The organism is Vibrio sp. TBV020 (assembly GCF_046056895.1).
Classification (GTDB): domain Bacteria; phylum Pseudomonadota; class Gammaproteobacteria; order Enterobacterales; family Vibrionaceae; genus Vibrio.
On sequence record NZ_JBEEAQ010000003.1, the window covers coordinates 1,814,365 to 1,830,054 of the forward strand.

Below are 15,690 nucleotides of genomic sequence, written 5' to 3' on the forward strand. Positions count from 1 at the left end.
AGTACTAAATATCTGGCGCAAGCATAACAGAGATTCGCTATAATCACCGCAAATTTAACAAGAGACAGTTGAAATGATTAAAGTTGGTCAGATTAACCACTTAGAAGTTGTAAAAACAGCCGATTTTGGCGTATTCCTTGATGCTGGGGATTACGGCACAACCTTATTACCAAACCGATTTGTTCCTGAAGGCACAGAAATCGGTGGTTTCGTCGACGCGTTTTTATACTTCGATTCTGACAGTCAGTTAGTCGCCACAACTGAAACTCCAGTCGCTCAAGTGGGTGAGTGGGGATTAATGAAAATCGAAGGTGTAAATGCGACCGGCGCGTTTGCAGATTGGGGAATCAAAGGTAAAGACCTACTAATCCCATTTAGTGAGCAGCGCACTCGCTTCTCAGAAGGCCAAAACGTCTTGGTTTACGTTTATACAGACAAAGCCTCTGGTCGTATTGTTGGCACGACAAAGTTTAACAAGCTCCTTGATAAAACACCGGCAACATACAAACGTAACCAACAGGTTGATCTCATTATCGCAGAACGAAGTGACCTTGGCTTTAAAGCGATAGTTGAAGGTGAGCACTGGGGAATGATCTTTAAGTCGGACGTGTTTGGTAAGCTGTTTATTGGTAAAAAGCTGAAAGGTTACATCAAGAACATTCGCGAAGATGGCAAAATCGACCTGTCTTTACAGAAGATTGGTGTAGAGAAAATGGACGACCTGAGCCAAAAAGTAATGGACCTGCTTGAGAAAAAAGGTGGCTTCCTTCCACTGAACGACAAGTCTTCACCGGAAGCGATTTTCTCTGCGTTCAGAACCAGTAAAGGTACATTCAAAAAGACAATTGGTGGCTTGTACAAACAAGGCAAAATTGTCATTGATAAAGAAGGCATTCGTTTAGCGTAAGCGATTCTTTGCTTTATTTAAGCCGTATTTTGTATGCGGCTTAAAAAAATGGCCCAAAGCTGATCCTGCTATGGGCCGGGGGAAGGGCTCATGAAGAGCCTGCGCTAATAGGTCGATATTTCAAATAACTCCCTTTAATTGTAGAGCAATATCTGGAGTTTGCGCGGCTCAGCTAGTATTTCATACTAAGGTTCTATCGCTTAGAACAAGTTTTTATCTCTTACGAGTTCACGTGGTAAACCATTCTTAATTCGATTCCCGACCCATTTTCCTAATCCAATCACATCGTTATCAAGCTTGACGATTACTTCACCCTTACCCGAAAGGTCCGCTGGACGTACATCTCGGCCCATGAACCATTCTCGGGCATCATCAATAGAAAGTGCTACTGAAGTCGATTCATTTCCAGTCGCTAATGTTGTCGCTACTTGATGTTGCCAGCGATAGCCTTTTTTATGGGCTTCAGCGATCTTGATACCCATACGAGAAAAACGGAACTCTCCAAGCATCGGTTCTAAAGCATGAGGGAATAGCCATACGTCGTTGTCGCGAAGCCAAACAGATGCATCTTCAGGTATCCTGATATCTAATGTGTCGTGCAATTGCTTGGTGATGTCTGCCTGTATCTTCGCACTTGCTTTTTCAAATGGGAATTTACCAAGGCGCTTTTTAACCTTTGGTGCTTCCACAGAACCTGTTTTACGTAATCTCGCGACAAAGAATCCTTCGCAGTCGTAAACTTGAGGGAAAATATGTAGGAAGCCTTCTTCAGTAAGGGCTTTTTCAGCGTCAACAAACAAATCCGCCAAGCTTTCAAATTCAACCAGATCACCAAATGTATCTTTAAGGTGATGACACACTTGTTGGTTTTCTTCGATGCTGAGGGTGCAAGTGGAGTAAACCATAACGCCACCTGGTTTTAGGGCATGAAAAGCACTTTCAATCAGGTCTTTTTGAGTATCTGAAATAGAGATAACGGACTCTTTCGTCCAGTTTTTCATTGCGTCAGCATCTTTACGCACAGTACCTTCACCTGAACAAGGCGCATCGATGAGCACCGCATCAAAATGTTCAGGAAGCCAGCCACCAAATACGCGGCCATCATAGTTTGATAGCGCGGCGTTTCTCACCCCGCAGCGTTCAATATTGGCGTGTAATACTTTTACGCGACTTGCTGAAAACTCGTTCGCAACCAGTACGCCATGGTTATCCATGCTTGCCGCAATTTGAGTGGTTTTAGAGCCAGGCGCCGCTGCCATGTCGAGGACGGAATCAAACTCGTTCTCGTTATCACCAAATAAGGCAGAGACTGGCATCATTGAGCTAGCTTCTTGAATATAGAACAAGCCTGACATGTGCTCTGCTGTATTACCTAATGGTACCTCTGACTCGTCGGCGTCAATCCAAAAGCCTTCTTTGCACCAAGGAACAGATTCCAGCTGCCAACCTTTATTCTTAGCGCGTTCAAGAAAATCCTCAACGGAAATCTTTAACGTGTTTACTCGAATACTTTTGCGTAATGGGCGTTGGCAGGCAGCGATGAAGTCTTCCATATTAAGTTCAGAAGGAAGAATCGCTTCGATTTCACGGAGGAATTCGTCTGGAAGATATACGTTTTGATGCAAGGTTTTATCTCTACAAGCTTGAAAGGGCGATGATTATAGCCAATTAATAAAAAAAACGCAGCGACTAGGCTGCGTTTTCTTGAGGGTCAAGGTTTTGGAATAGCGGTTCTCCATGCTTTCCAGTTATCTTCTGCTTTCGCGTTGAGATAGAAAGTGTGTCCACCTTTGGCCATCGGCTCCAATTGCTTCTGTTCCGGAGTAGAGAAAGAAATACCGCCACGAACAAGGCTGTCGAAGGTGCCAGCTTTAATATTAGCCCCCGTTAAACCGATAGAAACGTCCACGCCTGATGTATTCCAGAACACACTGTTTTGACGCACTAGATAAGCATACTCGGGTTGGATGACAATGTTAGACACGATACGATCGGCAAACTGACCCAGTTGAACGCGGGTCACTTCGCCGACTTCAATATCGCGATAAAGAACAGGAGTTCCAATAGCGATAGACCCTCTTGATTCACTCTGGAGGGTGAACTGTACACCATGGGTCGCTTTCTTTGTCTGATGCAGAGTGAACTGATTTTTCGCTTTACCTTGCCCAGGTTGAACGCTAATAGATTGCGACAATAAGTTTTGGATATTCTTCACACCACGTAATCCGACTTCTGCTTTCGGTAGCCAGAAATAAGAACCTTCTGTTGCGATACTGTCGGTGTACTCTGGCAGGATACGGGCTTTGACTTCGACACTCTGACGTTTGAAATCTGGAACGACTAAGGTGACTTCACCGACCTTAACCCCGTTATAGTTGATAGCCGTTCCTTTCGAAAGGCTGTTTTCACCTTCAAAGGTTAGGGTGATGACCTGACCAAACTTACGTGCGGTTTTAAAGTCATCGTATAGCAGCCATTTGTCATTTTGTTTGTTTTCTACTCCCGGTAAAGAGTCGAAAGCGATACCACCTTGAATCAAAGACTTCAACGGCGCAGCTTTAACACTGACTCCATCCAAGCTCGCATCAATCTCCACCCCAGAGCGATTCCAGAAAACGGTTTGCTCTGTTACAAGATGTTTGTATTGATTCTCGATACTAGCCGTAATGATGACGCCGCCATCAACCAAATAGAAGTTAGAGATAGAACCCACTTGCAGATTACGGTATAGAAGTGGGCTGCCTTTACTGATCGATGGTAATTCATTTGCAAACAAAGTTAGTTGAGTCGAGCCCGACATGTTGTATTTCGCTAACTCAGCCAGCGATTTACTCGGGTAGAGTTTATATTCACTTGAAGGCGTTGTTTTCCCTTCACTGACAAAGCTAATAGAGCCAGTCAACAGTTGCTTGGCTGGTGGAACGGTGATGTTTAAACCAGACTCCGTAAGTTCAGCACTTGCACTGCCTGTGACAAAGAATCGGTTTTGGGATTTGATCAGTGAAGAGTAGGTGCTGTCGATAAGAATATCAAAGCGCACTTTGTCTTCAACTAGGCTCACCTTCGTCACTGAACCAATGCTAATACCTCGATAAAGGATATTAGCCCCTTGATCAAGTCCAAACGAATTATCTGCGATGAGTTGTAATGATACTGAACGAGCCTGTTGGCGGTTGAAGTCGTCTTTGCGAACCGCACTAAATGTGCGCGAACGTTCGCCTTCACCCGGAGCAATGGTTAAGAAGTTGCCTTTAAGGATGTTAGCAATATTTTCTACACCAGAAAGCGAGACTTTGGCTTCCTCTAAGATAAAGCGACTCCCAGTGGTTAACATGTCGCTAAATGCTGGCTGAATAGCTGCTGACGCAATAATTTCTTCTCGGCCACTGCTTAGTTGCAAATTGGTTACTTGGCCTACTTCAATGCCTCGGTACATAATTGGCGCACCGGTAGCACTGATATTGTTGTCGTCGGGAAGGGTGATCTTAATCGCGATACCACGTCCAGCGGTTTTAAGATCTTCGTACAATCTAAACTGAGTATTGTCCGCAACGGGCTCACCACCATCAGGTGAATCTACCGCGATAGAGCCACCAATAAGGGCGCTCAAGCTTTCTAAGCGAACATCGACACCTTCAAAACCAATATTTGCGCCAATACCACTGACGTTCCAAAATCGACTGTCATCAGTAATGATGTGGCGATATTCGTCTTGTATAGACGCCTGAATGATGACGTTTTTTGATTCTGAATCGAGTTGATAGCTATACACTTCACCAATCGGAATCTTGCGGTAGACAATTTGAGAGCCCACTGAAATACCACCAAGGTCGCGAGATTTTAGTGAGATGTTTAATCCTTCTTCGGCTAACAAATCAGAAGGCGCTCTATCTAAAGCGGTAAACTTGGTTTCTGGCTCAGATGGGTTATTGCCTGGAGAAATCGCAATGTAGTTACCTGAAACAAGTGCGTCTAAGCCCGATACACCCGATAAGCTTGCTGTCGGTTTCACCATCCAAAAACGAGTTTCTTTGGTTAAGAGTTTCGTCGCCTCAGGGTAAATATCGGCATCCACATAAATACTTTGCAGATCTTCAGCGAGACTAATGTCTTTTACCATGCCGACTTCAAGGCCTTGATAGCGAATTGTCGTGCGCCCAGCAATCAAACCCTGCGCATCAGCGAAATAGATCTGAACTCTTTGTCCAGCGTCTTGAACCGCTTTAAATACTAACCAACCGGCAAGCACCATGGTCAATATCGGTAGTAGCCAAAGCGGTGATATACCTTTATTGCGTTTAATATCTGGTGAATACGAGTTTTGAGTGGGAGACGAATTACTCATTAATAGACTCTTTATGTTTAACTTTATCTGGGTAGTTGTCCCAAATTAACCTTGGATCCATGCTCTCTGCGGCAAGCATGGTCAACACGACCACTAAACCGAAGGCGACCGCTCCGTAGCCTGGTGTGAAGTCGAGAACTTGCCCACGATCGACGAGGGTCATCATGATGGAGATAACAAATAGGTCCATCATGGACCAACGACCGATCCACTTAATCACAAAATAGATGAACATTCTGTGTTTATGGTAGATCTTTCGTTTAAATTGAATCGCCAGTAGCAGATAAGAGAGGCCAAGTATCTTGGCAACGGGTACCACGATACTTGCGACAAAAATGATAACGGCGATACCAATCATCCCACTATTTACTAATGAGGCCACTCCAGAAAAAATCGTGTCTTCTAGGCGTTTACCGTTAGTCAAAAGAATAGAAATTGGGATGAAGTTTGCTGGAAAAATAGCAATGCTAGCGGCAATCAAATAGGCCCAGGTTTTCTGTATAGAGCGAGGTTTTCTATGATGAATGGGGCTATGACAGCGAACGCAATGCTCGCCTTCAGGTTGAGACAAATGACATTGGTGACAGTGTAGCGTTTTTTCAGTGAGAGCGTAGCTATTTTCAGGCTCATATGCTTCCCAATAACGACGAACACTGACGCGAGTGATGAGGAGAATGGTAGCAACTTGGAGCAGTATTAGGCCAATCAATCCCGGGCCAACATAAATGTCAGAGTAGTCTTGGAGTTTAAAACACGAGATAGCAATACTGACGAGGAAAACATCTATCATCACCCATGATTTCAAATGCTGAACAATCAATAGGGAATACTTTAGCAGCTTGAACGCTCGATATTTTAGTGCGATATGTGCGGTGACCACTGAGCTACAAACTAAGAATGGGGCGATAGAACTACAAAAAATAATTAAGATTGAGAGCAGTACAAACCCTTCACCAAAAAGTGTAAATACCCCTGAAGGCAAGGTGGCCGGGATCATCATCCCAAACAGTCGAATACTAATAAAGTCGAAAAAGTGCGATGGAATAAAGAGCAACAGGCAAGCAATCGCAACGGCGAGATTACCTGATAGTGAAGGGTTGCCCCCTCGGTAGAGTTGAGTATTACAGCGAGGGCAATGAGCGCTTTTGCCACGCTCTACGGTAACAAGGTCAACGGGAAGTTCGCAGCCATGACAAAGCCTGACAGAAGAGAGTTCTGTTGTGTGGGCATGAAGCTTAGAAGGGGGGCTCATTGCCTCCCTCCATTACATAGTCGGAAAATAGGGTTAGGCGTGAGTTTGCACATTCCCATATAAGGTTTGATATAGCCCTTGTTGTTCAACCAACTCTCCATGTGTACCTGCTTGCGTGACTTGACCATCTTCCAGTACATAAATTAAATCAGCTTGTTTAACAGCAGATAACCGATGCGCCACTATTAAAGTAGTACGTCCTTTCAAAAACTCGGTTAGTGCTTTGTGTAGAGCCGCTTCCGTCGCGGTATCTAGCGCCGATGTTGCTTCATCTAAGATAACAAACTTTGGATTACTCAACACCATACGCGCTATCGCGAGTCGTTGACGTTGACCACCGGATAGTCTAATACCACTGCGGCCGATTTGCGTCTCTAAGCCGTTACTTAATTGGCTGATAACATCTTGCATTTGTGCGATCTCAAGAGCGCGCCAAAGCTGCAAGTCATCATAGTCTGAGCCAAGAGTCAGATTATGCCTTAAAGTATCATTAAAGAGTATAGGCTGTTGTAATACAACGGCTATTTGGTCTCTAATTATGTCAAAACTTATGTCATTAGTGGTGTGACCATTAAACTTAATCACGCCAGAGTCTTGTTGATAAACACCAATAAGCAGTTGAATGAGGGTAGATTTACCGCCGCCACTTGCACCAACCAATGCTACTTTCTTGCCTGCTGGAATGGATAAGCTTAGGTTAGAAAGGACTTTGATTTCATCGTTGTAAGAGAAGTCTACGTTTTGGATCTCGATATCTACTTCTCGATCATCAGTAAATGGATTTACTTTACTGATTGGTCGGTGTTCTTCCTCAAGGTCGAGCAACGCATTGATACGCTTTAAGGCAGCCTTGGCGCTGTACCAAGAAAACTGGATACCTAATAGTTCTTGTACAGGTGAAAGCATGAACCATAAGTAGCCAAATACCGCAAAGATTTGGCCAATAGTGAGGTCGCTAAACAGTACCATAAGCATGGCAACGGCTCTGAATAGCTCAAAACCTAAGAGAAATAGTAAAAAAGAAACACGTCCGGCGGCTTCTGATTGCCAAGCGTATTTATCTGCATCCTGACGAATTTGATCTGCTTGGACTTTGAGTTCATTCAAAAACTCGCGCTCACGGTTCGCTGCGCGGAGCTGATAAATACCATCTAAGGTTTCAACAAGGCGGTTCTGAAAGCGTTCGAAAGATTGGTTTTCGTGCTTTTTTAAATGCTTTACCTTACTGCCGAGTTTTCGTGAGAAATAAATGACGACTGGATTAACAAGTAGAATAAATAGCCCAAGGCGCCAATCTAACCACAGTAAAACACCTGCGGTACCAATGACCGTGAGCAAACTGATTAGAAATTTGCTTAACGTAGAGCCGATAAACTGATCAATGGTTTCAATATCAGTGATTAAGTGAGCGTTGATGCCTCCACTACCGCGGGTCTCGTATTGTCGAATGCTAATACGACCAAGCTTGTCGATCATCTTACTGCGCATTTGGTAGGTGATGGTTTTCGACACTAGGGTGAATTGTCGACTTTGCACAATACTTAATGCTTGGCTGGCGCTTCGCATAATGATGACAAGCAGTAGAGTAAGGAAAATATAACCTGTCGGAGTTTGCATTGACGTAGGGAGAACCATATCCATCACTGCTAGCCCAGTACTAGGTTGGTCTAGCAACACCTCATCGACCATTAAAGGCATAAGAAGAGGGATAGGAACACTAATCAAAGTGGCTAATAGAGCAATAACATTGGCAAATATAAGCTTTGATTTGTGCTTTTTTACTTGTGTTATCAACCAAGAACGGCTAATAGTGTTGGGATTATCTTTCATTATAATGAGAATGCTTACTATTTATGGTTTGCGGCGATTGTACGCAGATTCATGTTAGAAGTCTCTAGTTTTCAAATGGCATAATTAGGATGTATTAACCTTATGAAAATAGAACATTATCAACGCTTAACCAAACAAGCTGTCGCGTTAATTGAATCCGAAACGGATCTGATTGCTAATTTATCGAATGTTAGTGCGTTGCTGAACATGGAACTTGAAGAACTCAACTGGGTTGGTTTCTATCTTATGAAAGGCGACGAGCTAGTATTAGGCCCGTTCCAAGGAAAGCCTGCTTGTGTTCGAATTCCAGTCGGACGAGGTGTTTGTGGAACTGCAGTGGCAGAAAATCAAGTTCAGCGCGTTCATGATGTACATGAATTTGAAGGTCACATTGCTTGTGATGCTGAAAGTAACTCTGAGATCGTGATTCCATTTTCTATTGATGGTCAAATCGCTGGTGTGTTGGATATTGATAGCCCAAAAGTAGGACGATTCAACGAAATTGATGAGCAAGGGCTGACATTTTTGATGGGTGAAGTAGAAAAGCTGCTTAATTCACACGCTATCAAGGCATAAATTGAGTATTGAGTGTGGTTTTTCGCTTGCAGGTCACTATAATACCTCAAATATTTATTCTTAATGCTCGCGGACATGCCGCAATAACCAGGAATCCACATGGAAAACACTGAAAAGTTAAAAAACAGCAAAGAAGTTATCGCATATATTGCTGAATGTTTCCCTAAGTGCTTTACTTTAGAAGGTGAAGCTAAGCCACTTAAAATTGGTATTTTTCAAGATCTTGCGGAGCGTCTAACTGACGACCCGAAAGTAAGCAAGACTCAACTTCGTGCAGCGTTAAGACAGTACACTTCATCATGGCGTTACCTTCACGGTGTTAAGCCTGGTGCAGTACGTGTAGATTTAGACGGCAACCCAGCAGGTGAGCTTGATGAAGAACACGTAGAACACGCTAAAACGGCACTAGCTGAGAGCAAAGCTAAAGTGCAAGCTCGTCGTAAAGAGCAAGCACAGAAAGCTCGCGAAGAAGGTAAAGCTAAAGCAAAACCTGCGGCGAAGAAGCCTCAAGCTCGTCGTCCGCAACAGAACAAAGTACAAAAGGCCAGCAAGCCAGTAGAGACGCGCGCTCTGAACGCTGATGAAGTGAAAGTCGGCAATCAAGTGAACGTTAATATGGGCAAAGGAAATATGGCTGCGACTATCGTTGAAATCAATAAGGAAGATGTGCGTGTTCAGCTGACTAACGGCCTACAGATGGTTGTAAAAGCGGAGCATTTACGCGCATAAAGGAGATACTCCTACGCATGAAATGCCGTTCAAAATTGTCGCTGATTGCTGCTAGCCTCTGGCTAGCAGCTTCTTCAGCCCATGCTTTAGAAGCAAATATCACTCTTGAGGACTTACCTGTCCTTGTCCCAGAAGTTCAGCACGAGACAGCAAGCAAGCGTGTCACGTCTCGCTTTACTCGCTCTCACTACAAACATTTCTCGTTAAACGATCAGTTTTCTCAAGCTATTTTCGAGCGCTACATCGAAATGCTCGACTTCAATCGCAACATCTTTACCCAAGCAGATATCGACTCATTTAATAAGTGGTCTGCTGGCATTGATGAGCAGCTTAAGTCGGGTGATAACCAGATTGCTTTCGACGTTTATAATCTTTCTATCAAACGTCGCTACGAACGTTTCCAATACGCGCTAGCGTTACTTGATAAAGAAATGACCTTTGATAGTGACGAAACGATTGAACTCGATCGCAGCGAAGCTGACTGGCCAAAAACAACCGCGGACCTCGATGAGTTATGGCGTAAACGAGTTAAGTACGATGCTCTCAACCTTAAGCTCACCGGTAAAGACTGGGATGAGATTAAAGAGGTATTAGGTAAACGTTATAACAATGCGCTTAAACGTCTTAGTCAAACGCACAATGAAGATGCATTCCAGCTTTATATGAATGCGTTTGCTCGTGAAGTGGATCCTCATACTAGCTATCTTTCTCCGCGTAGTGCAGATCAATTCCAAACAGAGATGAATCTATCTTTGGAAGGTATTGGTGCTGTTCTACAAATGACAGATGACTATACCGTGATTCGTTCTCTTGTTGCTGGTGGACCTGCATCGAAAAGCAAGCAGTTAGCCGAAGGTGATCGCATTATTGGTGTGGGTCAAGACGGTGAAGATATCGTTGATGTTATTGGCTGGCGCCTAGATGATGTTGTTCAGTTGATCAAAGGGCCGAAAGGGACCAAAGTGAATCTTCAAGTCTTACCGGAAGGTAAAGATGTAAAAGCAGAAGTCATCACGATAGTCCGAGATAAGATTCGCCTTGAAGATCGAGCGGTTAAATCTGAAGTCATTGAAAAAGACGGTAAGAAAATTGGCGTGTTAGAAGTACCAAGTTTCTATGTCGGCTTAGCCAAGGACACAGATAAACTGATTACTGAGCTAAAAGAGAAGGGTGTTAATGGCATCATCGTTGATTTACGTAATAACGGTGGTGGCGCATTAACTGAAGCAACGGCACTATCGGGACTGTTTATTACAAGTGGTCCTGTTGTTCAGGTTCGTGACAGCTATGGTCGCGTGAATGTGAACAGTGATACCGATGGAAAAATTAGCTACAACGGTCCACTGACTGTTCTGGTTAATCGATACAGTGCCTCGGCATCTGAAATCTTTGCAGCAGCAATGCAAGATTACGGTAGAGCAATCGTTCTTGGCGAAAACTCATTCGGTAAGGGAACTGTTCAGCAGCACCGCTCTTTGAATCATATCTATGATTTGTTTGATAAAGAGCTGGGCTATGTTCAGTATACCATTCAGAAGTTCTATCGTATCGACGGTGGTAGTACACAAAACAAGGGTGTGGCTCCTGATATCGCGTTCCCAACTGCCGTGGAACCAAGCGAGACCGGTGAAAGCGTTGAAGATAATGCTCTTCCTTGGGATCAGATTGATAAAGCTAAATACGAAGTGTTACAGCGTAACGAGGCGTTAATTGGAAAATTAACGGCTAGTCATCAAGTACGTATTGCGAAAGATCTTGAGTTCCGATTCATTGCTGAAGATATTGAAAAGTATAAAGCAGAGAAAGACGATAATACGTTGTCATTAAACGAGAAGACTCGAAAAGCAGAAAGTGAAAAAGCTGATGCTAAACGACTAGCACGTATCAATGAACGCCAAAAAGCACAGGGTGAAGAACCATTTAAGACTCTGGACGATGTGCCAAAGGATTACGAAGCCCCTGATGCCTATTTAGATGAGTCAGTTGCCATCATGGTTGATATGATTAAATCTTAATAAAATCAATAGAATAAAAAGCGAGCTCATACAGCTCGCTTTTTTTATGGAATTAATTTATGTGATTTAGATCGAATTTTTTTCGCTAAATAGAAAGCCAGTGCCTAAGCTTAAAGAAAAGAGTGAGGGGCGAGCTATGCGATTGATTGGATTAATATCATTGATTTTAAGTTTCTCAGTATTCGGAAATGGGACGCGCGACAACAGCGACTTAACGCAGTTTGACCAACCATTTTTACTTGGTGATTGGTATCTGGTTAATCCTGATCCCGAGGAGTCGAATGAAAACTTTTTGGCGATTAAACTCACTTTAGACTCTAACTATAGCTTTAAAATCGATATTCAAAAAAGAGACTATTCTGTAGACCATTGGGAAGGGCTCTATACCGCTAATGATGATACCTTAATACTTGGATTAAATACCTCTGAGCCTCAGATATATGAATATTCTGCCAACCACAACTTACTTAACTTAAACGGTGTTGTGTTTACTAAAGCATTATCAAACTCTTTGGCAGGCATGTGGTCGAGTGCCCACCTTGGAGGAGACGACCTATCTGTCAGTGATGTCCACCAGCTTGACTTAATTCTTCAACCGGATTTTGTCTTTATGTTCAGAGTAAGTAGTGATGATGGTGATGAGGCGATTCATCGCGGTGTGTATTACACCGAAGGTGAGCACCTAGTACTGCTATATGAAAATGGCGAACACGAAACTAAGTACACATTAAATAGCGACACACTGACTTTGGAAATGGAACAAGGCGCAATGTACGCGGTGTTGAACCGAATTCGTTAACCATTATGTGGCGTAATAATGTGAGGTTTGATGACTATTTAGACAAATAGTTTGAGTCCTGCGTCAACAATAGACAAAAAACGAGGTATTTCTATAGAGAGCCTCGTTTTTTTCTATCTAGAGTTGTAAGCTAACACGCAGAATTATGCGTAGAGAGTATCTACTCTTTACCGCAAGCAAATCTATCTCATCAAGTTATCGCTTGGTGTGCACTTCAAATGAATTCAGTCAGAAGGATTTAGACATGGCTCAGACTCCTCAAGCCAAATATCGCAAAGATTACCAGTCTCCAACTCACACTATTACAGATATCGATCTTACGTTTGATCTCTATGACAACGACACGACCGTGACTGCTACTTCAAAAGTTAAGCAGTTAAAAGAGAGCACGACACTACGTTTAGAAGGTGAAGATCTAAAACTAAAAAGCATTCATATTAATGGTGAAGCTTGGACTGCGTATCAAGAGCTAGAAGGTGCGCTTGAAATCCAGCAGTTGCCTGCAGATTTTGAGCTTTCAATCGTGACGTTGATTGACCCAGAAGCGAACACAGCGTTAGAAGGTTTGTATAAGTCAGGTGGCGCATTCTGTACTCAGTGTGAAGCAGAAGGTTTCCGCCGAATCACTTACTACATGGACCGCCCAGACGTTTTGGCTAAATACACGACAAAAGTTATTGCTGACAAGTCAGAGTATCCTTTTCTTCTAAGTAACGGTAACCGAGTTGCAGAAGGGGATTTAGAAGGTGGGCGTCACTGGGTTCAATGGCAAGATCCTCATCCAAAACCGGCTTACCTTTTTGCATTAGTTGCTGGTGATTTCGACGTTTTACGCGATAAGTATGTTACTCAATCAGGTCGCAATGTTGAGTTAGAAATCTTTGTTGATAAAGGAAACTTAGATCGCGCTCCACATGCAATGACTTCTTTGATTAACTCAATGAAGTGGGACGAAGAACGCTTTGGTTTAGAGTACGATCTTGATATCTACATGATTGTAGCGGTTGATTTCTTCAACATGGGTGCGATGGAAAACAAAGGTCTAAACATCTTTAACTCTAAGTTTGTATTAGCAAACGAGAAAACTGCTACAGATACCGACTACCTAGGTATTGAAGCGGTTATTGGCCATGAGTATTTCCATAACTGGACAGGTAACCGAGTCACGTGTCGCGATTGGTTCCAGTTAAGCCTCAAAGAAGGTTTAACTGTATTCCGTGATCAAGAATTCTCTTCAGACCTAGGTTCTCGCGCGGTTAACCGAATTAACAATGTGCGTATTATTCGTGGTCCTCAGTTTGCAGAAGATGCGAGCCCTATGTCTCATCCAATTCGCCCTGATCAAGTTATTGAGATGAACAACTTCTACACGTTAACAGTGTATGAGAAAGGCAGTGAAGTTATTCGCATGATGCACACTCTACTAGGCGAGAGTGGATTCCAAGCGGGTATGAAACTTTACTTTGAACGTCATGATGGCACTGCTGCAACGTGTGAAGATTTTGTCGCAGCGATGGAAGATGCAACGGGCGTTGACCTTAAGCAATTCCGTTTATGGTATAGCCAGTCTGGCACACCAACAGTTAAAGTTTTCAGTGAGTACAATGCTACTGAACAGACTTATTCATTAACGGTCGAGCAGTGTACAGAACCAACTCAAGATCAAGCAGAGAAACAAGCTTTGCATATCCCGTTTGATGTAGAGCTATATACTCAACATGGCGAAGTGATTGAGTTACGCTGTAACGGTGAGGTGGTCAATAATGTGCTTAACATAACTCAGGCTAAGCAAACCTTCGTATTTGAAAATGTCGCTGAAAAGCCAGTGCCATCTTTATTACGTGAGTTTTCTGCACCTGTGAAACTAGAGTACGACTACAGCGATGATGAACTGATTTTCCTTATGGTTCATGCCCGCAATGAATTTGCTCGTTGGGATGCTGGCCAGATGTTATTGGCGAAGTACATTCGTGCAAATGTTAAGAAAGTTCAAGCTGGCGAAGAAGTTGAATTGTCGGAAGCAGTGGTAGATGCTTTCCGTGGTGTTTTACTTTCAAGCGACTTAGAGCCAGCGTTCATTGCTGAGATGATGTCGTTACCAAGTCACAACGAAGTGATGGGTTGGTATAAGCAGGTTGATGTTGATGCAGTTGCAAAAGTGCTGAAAGCAATCAAGGTTACGCTAGCTAGTGATCTCAATGATGAATTGAGCGCGCTTTACCACAGCTTGAAACAGGCCGATTACTCAATTGAGCATGCAGCGATTGGTCAACGTTCTCTTCGTAATACGGCATTGAGCTTCCTTGCTTACACTGAACAAGGCAATGAACTTGCACAAGCTCAGTATGCAGAAGCGAATAATATGACTGATACGATTGCGGCAATGAGTGCGGCTAACAGCGCACAGCTAGAATGCCGTGAGTCGTTAATGCAAGACTACAGCGATAAGTGGAAACATGATGGTTTGGTCATGGACAAGTGGTTTGCATTACAAGGCACTAATCCTGCAGAGAATGTGCTGGATGTGATTAAGCAGACTATGGATCATGAAGCATTCAGCCTGAAGAACCCGAACCGTACTCGTAGCTTAGTCGGTTCATTCTTAAATATGAACCCAGTTAGATTCCACGCTAAAACAGGTGAAGGTTATAAATTTGCAGGTGAGATCTTAAGAGAGCTTAATAGCAGCAACCCACAAGTTGCCTCTCGTTTAATAGATCCTCTGTTGAAATTCCGTAAGTATGATGATGAGCGTCAGGCCCTGATTAAAGCAGAGCTTGAAACTCTAAAATCTATGGATAACTTGGCCAAAGATCTCTTTGAAAAAGTGGCTAAGGCTTTAGAGTCTTAATGAAATGAACAAAACAGTAGCACTTTCATGTGCTACTGTTTATTTATACAGTGTTTTTGTTGTGGCATTATAATCGTTACTTTTTTAACCGATCTATGAACCAGTATTACTTTAGTCTTAACATTTCTTATCAAGCTTATTTAGCCCATTATAGTGGGGCTGCAAGTAATGTTTTAGTCGTTACTGACAAAGGCTTACGCTTGCAATTGCCGGCATCTCGTTTCAGACCTTTTCTTAGTCAAATAGGGCTAAAAGGGCGGTTTAGATTAACAACTGACCAAAATAATAGATTTATGAAGTTAGAACTTCTGTGAGTAATTGATTTTATAGAAGTTTAAATAGAACCTTAGTCACATTCTCGAACATTTCACCTCCTACCACTTCTA

General features: G+C 43.1%; 11 protein-coding genes. 7 read left to right on the forward strand and 4 right to left on the reverse strand.

The genetic code is table 11. From position 1 onward, the window contains the following. Positions 1 to 73 precede the first annotated feature (73 nt). Entirely contained in the window at positions 74 to 907 is an 834-nt protein-coding gene (locus AAFX28_RS16355) for a S1 RNA-binding domain-containing protein (RefSeq protein WP_408689209.1), read from the forward strand. Between the two features lie 200 nt (positions 908 to 1,107). Here AAFX28_RS16355 and rsmF read toward each other — a convergent pair whose 3' ends face one another. From rsmF to AAFX28_RS16375, 4 genes are all read right to left on the reverse strand, one after another. Then, positions 1,108 to 2,532, reverse strand: coding sequence for a 16S rRNA (cytosine(1407)-C(5))-methyltransferase RsmF (gene rsmF / locus AAFX28_RS16360; protein ID WP_408689210.1), 1,425 nt, complete (start codon positions 2,530 to 2,532; stop codon positions 1,108 to 1,110). An 86-nt stretch (positions 2,533 to 2,618) separates the two neighbouring features. Continuing rightward, a complete protein-coding gene (locus tag AAFX28_RS16365) occupies positions 2,619 to 5,252 on the reverse strand; it encodes an MlaD family protein (protein ID WP_408689212.1) in 2,634 nt (877 codons plus the stop codon). Next, positions 5,245 to 6,504 carry a PqiA/YebS family transporter subunit gene (locus tag AAFX28_RS16370; RefSeq protein WP_408689214.1) on the reverse strand — a complete coding sequence of 420 codons (1,260 nt, stop codon included), beginning with the start codon at positions 6,502 to 6,504 and terminating at the stop codon, positions 5,245 to 5,247. The genes AAFX28_RS16365 and AAFX28_RS16370 overlap by 8 nt, the downstream gene beginning before the upstream one ends. A 33-nt stretch (positions 6,505 to 6,537) precedes the next feature. Further along, positions 6,538 to 8,334 carry an ABC transporter ATP-binding protein gene (locus AAFX28_RS16375; RefSeq protein ID WP_408689215.1) on the reverse strand — a complete coding sequence of 599 codons (1,797 nt, stop codon included), beginning with the start codon at positions 8,332 to 8,334 and terminating at the stop codon, positions 6,538 to 6,540. Positions 8,335 to 8,436: 102 nt separating this feature from the next. On the opposite strand from AAFX28_RS16375, the gene AAFX28_RS16380 reads away from it, so the two are divergent. The 6 genes from AAFX28_RS16380 (at position 8,437) to AAFX28_RS16405 (ending at position 15,618) form a co-directional block, all read left to right on the forward strand. Then, positions 8,437 to 8,910 (forward strand): GAF domain-containing protein, encoded by a 474-nt coding sequence (locus AAFX28_RS16380; RefSeq protein WP_408689217.1) that lies wholly within the window; start codon positions 8,437 to 8,439, stop codon positions 8,908 to 8,910. Between the two features lie 99 nt (positions 8,911 to 9,009). Then, the gene (gene proQ / locus AAFX28_RS16385) at positions 9,010 to 9,639 is read left to right on the forward strand and encodes an RNA chaperone ProQ (protein ID WP_171759293.1); all 630 of its coding nucleotides are present in this window, start codon (positions 9,010 to 9,012) and stop codon (positions 9,637 to 9,639) included. 17 nt (positions 9,640 to 9,656) lie between these two features. Next, the gene (prc, locus tag AAFX28_RS16390; protein ID WP_408689220.1) at positions 9,657 to 11,654 is read left to right on the forward strand and encodes a carboxy terminal-processing peptidase; all 1,998 of its coding nucleotides are present in this window, start codon (positions 9,657 to 9,659) and stop codon (positions 11,652 to 11,654) included. Positions 11,655 to 11,790: 136 nt separating this feature from the next. Next, complete coding sequence (locus tag AAFX28_RS16395) at positions 11,791 to 12,453, forward strand: hypothetical protein (protein WP_408689222.1); 663 nt, start codon at positions 11,791 to 11,793, stop codon at positions 12,451 to 12,453. Between the two features lie 244 nt (positions 12,454 to 12,697). Then, positions 12,698 to 15,304: an aminopeptidase N gene (gene pepN / locus AAFX28_RS16400; protein ID WP_408689224.1), complete on the forward strand. Its 2,607-nt coding sequence runs from the start codon at positions 12,698 to 12,700 to the stop codon at positions 15,302 to 15,304. Positions 15,305 to 15,399: 95 nt separating this feature from the next. Next, positions 15,400 to 15,618, forward strand: coding sequence for a DUF2835 domain-containing protein (locus tag AAFX28_RS16405; protein WP_408689225.1), 219 nt, complete (start codon positions 15,400 to 15,402; stop codon positions 15,616 to 15,618). Positions 15,619 to 15,690: the final 72 nt, after the last annotated feature.

Excerpts from the sequence above, each read along its gene's own strand:
- proQ (WP_171759293.1), top strand. The coding sequence starts at position 9,010 with ATGGAAAACACTGAAAAGTTAAAAAACAGCAAAGAAGTTATCGCATAT.
- AAFX28_RS16395 (WP_408689222.1), top strand. The coding sequence starts at position 11,791 with ATGCGATTGATTGGATTAATATCATTGATTTTAAGTTTCTCAGTATTC.
- AAFX28_RS16380 (WP_408689217.1), top strand. The coding sequence starts at position 8,437 with ATGAAAATAGAACATTATCAACGCTTAACCAAACAAGCTGTCGCGTTA.
- prc (WP_408689220.1), top strand. The coding sequence starts at position 9,657 with ATGAAATGCCGTTCAAAATTGTCGCTGATTGCTGCTAGCCTCTGGCTA.
- AAFX28_RS16375 (WP_408689215.1), bottom strand. The coding sequence starts at position 8,334 with ATGAAAGATAATCCCAACACTATTAGCCGTTCTTGGTTGATAACACAA.
- AAFX28_RS16365 (WP_408689212.1), bottom strand. The coding sequence starts at position 5,252 with ATGAGTAATTCGTCTCCCACTCAAAACTCGTATTCACCAGATATTAAA.
- pepN (WP_408689224.1), top strand. The coding sequence starts at position 12,698 with ATGGCTCAGACTCCTCAAGCCAAATATCGCAAAGATTACCAGTCTCCA.
- AAFX28_RS16370 (WP_408689214.1), bottom strand. The coding sequence starts at position 6,504 with ATGAGCCCCCCTTCTAAGCTTCATGCCCACACAACAGAACTCTCTTCT.
- AAFX28_RS16355 (WP_408689209.1), top strand. The coding sequence starts at position 74 with ATGATTAAAGTTGGTCAGATTAACCACTTAGAAGTTGTAAAAACAGCC.
- AAFX28_RS16405 (WP_408689225.1), top strand. The coding sequence starts at position 15,400 with ATGAACCAGTATTACTTTAGTCTTAACATTTCTTATCAAGCTTATTTA.